Source organism: Mesorhizobium sp. M0898, from assembly GCF_040319695.1.
Classification (GTDB): Bacteria; Pseudomonadota; Alphaproteobacteria; order Rhizobiales; family Rhizobiaceae; genus Mesorhizobium.
Map to the genome: position 1 here is coordinate 1 of NZ_JAMYOE010000159.1, position 624 is coordinate 624.

A 624-nucleotide genomic window follows, 5' to 3' on the forward strand; every position below is an offset into this window, starting at 1 on the left:
GCAGATAACGCGCCAGATCGCCGGTCTTATACAGCCGATCGCCTTCCACAAAGGGACTGGCGATGAACCGCTCCGCCGTCAGATCAGGCCGGTTCAGGTAGCCACGCGCAACGCCGGCCCCGCCAACGTAAAGCTCACCCACCGCCCCGAACGGCACGGGCCCACCATGACCGTCCAGCAGGTACACCCGCGTGTTCGCAATCGGGCGCCCGATCGGGATGGAGGCCAGCCCCCCGACAGATTGGGCGATCTCGCAGACTGTCGCGAAGGTCGTTGTCTCGGTCGGACCGTAGCAGTGAATGAGGCGTACAGGACCTTCTTCTCTCAGCAATCTCAAAAATGAGGGAACGTCACTGACCTCGCCTCCACAGAGGAGGTACTTAAGTTGTGCTAACGTCGGAGCGATCGATGACGTATATTGGTTGAATAACGCTGTTGTTAGAAAAAGGGTTGTCACCCGTTGCTGTTCAAGTGACTTGGCAAAATTTGAAGGATTTATGACGGTCGTGGCATCCAATGCAATGATGCAGCCACCGTTGAGCAGCGGTGCCCACACTTCCAGGGTACTGATATCAAACGCGGGATTGCCCACCCACGCCACACGATCACTCGAGCTGAACTGCG

1 protein-coding gene is annotated in these 624 nt (G+C 57.7%); it reads right to left on the minus strand.

All coding sequences use genetic code 11. From position 1 onward, the window contains the following. On the minus strand, positions 1–624 hold a 624-nt coding region (locus tag NKH90_RS34710), incomplete at both ends, for an AMP-binding protein (RefSeq protein WP_352823845.1).